Source organism: Acinetobacter sp. 226-1, from assembly GCF_030329325.1.
In the GTDB taxonomy this organism is placed as follows: domain Bacteria; phylum Pseudomonadota; class Gammaproteobacteria; order Pseudomonadales; family Moraxellaceae; genus Acinetobacter; species Acinetobacter sichuanensis.
In genome coordinates this window covers 1-2,817 of the sequence record NZ_JACANU010000042.1, presented here as the reverse complement: position 1 = coordinate 2,817, position 2,817 = coordinate 1, and the positions used below count along the sequence as shown (strand labels likewise).

Here is a 2,817-nt window from a genome sequence, read left to right as displayed (position 1 = left end):
CGACCAATCCATGACCTTTGTTTTCACCATCGCATTCATAAATCACCTACCAACCGTCTAATGTCTTCAATCGCCTTGCCGCTTTTCACCTGCTCAGTGCTATACCGATACACTGAATAACCTAACTCTTGTGCCGAGTTATACTTTTCCATATCCCCTAAATAACCCTGTGCCCTTGTATGCCTCCCATTACTCCAGATCCCACCTTCAACCTCGATTAAAACTTTAGTCCCTAAAATATAAAAATCCGCTCTCCACTTCCGTTCAGGATTAAACTGAAACTCAGTCTGGAACTCGATCTTGTACGACTTCAAATGCTGAGCGAGTTTAGCTTCACCCTCACTAACAACTCGCTCTTTCTTCACAACAACACGGCGCTTGGTACGCCGTGATTTTCCAGATAACTTTTTATACTCAGCAGTTGACATGCTGCTCATAATTTACTACTCAAAATCAGCTCATATGCGCCAGCCTGCACCCATCCTTCCCAACCTCCAAAGTTGATTAAAATGAAATCACCTCTCACCCCTAAAACTTCACGGAGTGGCGCATCAGGCAAAGTATCAACTCGCACAAGGTCACCTATTTTGAATTTGTTATTCATCTACACTTCCCCTGATTATTGTTAAACATTGACGAATCATGAATACACGCTCACTCTTGCCATCTTTAAGCGCTAATTCTTTCGTATGTTCCAATCGAGCAATTAAATTTAAATGACCAACTTCAATTTGTTTGTTTCTTACCCTTGTTACATCGAGTTCTTTTTTAAGATGTTCAATCTCAAGTAATGCTTGCTCTAGCGTTAATTCCTTAATCTCAAAGCAAGTACCACCATGTTCACAAAGACCATCAGCACCGCAATTGTGTGGTGCGCCACCCTGACAATACATCACCGCATTTGCCCAAGTTTCAGGAATTACGCTTTTTAAATCTGACTCGCAAGGGATGTGTTTAAGCATTGTCACCTCGCCAAAATTCAGCAATCTCTTTCCTCATATCATCAATGCTGATTAAGTGATTTATATATTCAATCCACGCACTCGTAAGCTCCCATGATCCGTTTAGAAAAACATCATGATTAACAAGATGGGATTTTTTTGGATCATCTCTAGCTATCTGCAAATGCTCCTGATCAATAGCTTTAATGAATTCGCCATTTTCAAAATGATAAAACTCAGCGCCATCTGGAGCAGTGTTGATCGCTATCACTAATTGCTTAAATCTCAATAGCTGATCCACTGCTTCAACCACTTGTTCACACGTCCAACCACTGCGAGCAGACAACCCATTAACGCCATGCAGCATGCCTGAGATTTTCCGTATTGATGTTTCAAAACGATCTTTGCGAAGGACCTCACCTGAACCATCAAATTCTAGATCCTCAAGCTTTGCATCGCGGAATTGTGGCAAACGAATATCTTGTTCTGTAACTAGATTCTTATTCACGCTCACCTCGCAGGGCTTTGATCCGACTTCGATCAAAACTAAATTCAGGGTGACGTAATCGACCACATATAACTGCTTCGATATTCTTATAAAATTGATCACGATCCATATTCATAAAGCAGTGGTGTGCGTAACTAATACGTCTATGAGATTCATAAGTTTCTATTTTGTATGTGGCAACACTGTCCTTTAACTCTTTAATCAGCTTGTCTTTCTCGTCAATCTCAACCTGTCTTGATTGCTGACCCATCGAGAAAGCTTCTAATCTCGTGCAATTTCTTGAATGTTGATTTTTCTTGCAATATTCATCAAAAGTCATTTGTTTATCCATGACGTTCCGCCTCCAAGATTGCTTCAGGAATACCCATCTTTTCAAAATAAAAAACTATTGGCTCTTGTATGAATTTAACCAACCCAAAACGAACTAAATGACGCACTTGGGAGCAATCCCTAATAACCTGAACATCTCGATAGTGAGCAAGCAAATCACGCCAAGCCTCTAGCGACATTGATCGCTTGTTGTGATTGCATGCTGTGCAAGTTGGTACAAGATTCTCAATAACATCATTTTCAGGTTTAGATGGCTTACCAGTTTCAATGTCACGTACGACCGCAATCAAATGATCCGCATGCCATTTATCACCAAGCAATTCACCACAATAAGCACAATGACCGCCAAATTTTTGCTTTAATTCAGCACGTTGAATTTTGGTTAATTTCATAACTCCACCACCTTTGTATTCGGGCTAATGTGATTAGTGATGTCGGTAACCATATCGGTGACATCTTCGGAATGGTCTAGGCGACGACCTGCTTTGATTTCGGATGGAGTGGCGTGGCGAACTCGTGGAGGCTTCCAACAAAAACCCTTGTAGTCCAACCAAACACCACCATTCTTATAGACACCAAGCACTGGCCATAAAATTGTATTTTTAGGATGAGTCTTAACCACTAAATCCCCCACATTGAACTCTCGGCTTTCATCAAGTGGTAAGTAGTTCTGCGTACTATCGCAATGTTTGCAAACCAAAAATCTATACTTATCACCATTGCTTGTTAGATCGTTCCATTCATGTTCGCAATGATCTTTGTCATGTGAAGCAATGGCGGTGCGGAGGTTTATTACATCAACTCGACCAGGCTTTGGCTTTCTTAAAAAATCATCTTTCTCTACATCAAAATATCTATATGACTTAAAACAAGTCTCAAGATCTTTGTATTGCTCCACAATCGCCTTTGCCTTTTCAATCCCACCCACTTTTTTAATCAAGCTTTCATAGTTGTTTATTGTTGTCATGCCGCGACTCCCTGATTTCGAAGTAACTTTGCTTGTTTGAAGTACAGATAGTCAGAAACATTGTTAAAAGC

Annotated in this window: 7 protein-coding genes; all 7 read right to left on the bottom strand. The window is 40.5% G+C overall.

Features of this window, described 5'->3' with window-relative positions; translation table 11 throughout:
• Window positions 1-35: 35 nt before the first annotated feature.
• Genes HX124_RS17885 through HX124_RS17855 form a run of 7 tightly spaced genes read right to left on the bottom strand, consistent with a single transcriptional unit; the run spans window position 36 to window position 2,746 of the window.
• Complete coding sequence (locus HX124_RS17885; RefSeq protein WP_286418740.1) at window positions 36-437, bottom strand: DUF559 domain-containing protein; 402 nt, start codon at window positions 435-437, stop codon at window positions 36-38.
• Window positions 434-604 (bottom strand): hypothetical protein, encoded by a 171-nt coding sequence (locus HX124_RS17880; RefSeq protein WP_171405205.1) that lies wholly within the window; start codon window positions 602-604, stop codon window positions 434-436. Before HX124_RS17880 ends, HX124_RS17885 begins: the two co-directional genes overlap by 4 nt.
• Window positions 597-962 carry a hypothetical protein gene (locus HX124_RS17875; RefSeq protein ID WP_286384444.1) on the bottom strand — a complete coding sequence of 122 codons (366 nt, stop codon included), beginning with the start codon at window positions 960-962 and terminating at the stop codon, window positions 597-599. Before HX124_RS17875 ends, HX124_RS17880 begins: the two co-directional genes overlap by 8 nt.
• A complete protein-coding gene (locus tag HX124_RS17870; RefSeq protein WP_286384443.1) occupies window positions 955-1,449 on the bottom strand; it encodes a hypothetical protein in 495 nt (164 codons plus the stop codon). The genes HX124_RS17875 and HX124_RS17870 overlap by 8 nt, the downstream gene beginning before the upstream one ends.
• Window positions 1,442-1,780: a hypothetical protein gene (locus HX124_RS17865; protein WP_286384442.1), complete on the bottom strand. Its 339-nt coding sequence runs from the start codon at window positions 1,778-1,780 to the stop codon at window positions 1,442-1,444. The genes HX124_RS17870 and HX124_RS17865 overlap by 8 nt, the downstream gene beginning before the upstream one ends.
• Window positions 1,773-2,171 carry an HNH endonuclease gene (locus tag HX124_RS17860; RefSeq protein ID WP_286384441.1) on the bottom strand — a complete coding sequence of 133 codons (399 nt, stop codon included), beginning with the start codon at window positions 2,169-2,171 and terminating at the stop codon, window positions 1,773-1,775. The genes HX124_RS17865 and HX124_RS17860 overlap by 8 nt, the downstream gene beginning before the upstream one ends.
• Window positions 2,168-2,746 (bottom strand): hypothetical protein, encoded by a 579-nt coding sequence (locus tag HX124_RS17855; protein ID WP_286384440.1) that lies wholly within the window; start codon window positions 2,744-2,746, stop codon window positions 2,168-2,170. Before HX124_RS17855 ends, HX124_RS17860 begins: the two co-directional genes overlap by 4 nt.
• Window positions 2,747-2,817 lie beyond the last annotated feature (71 nt).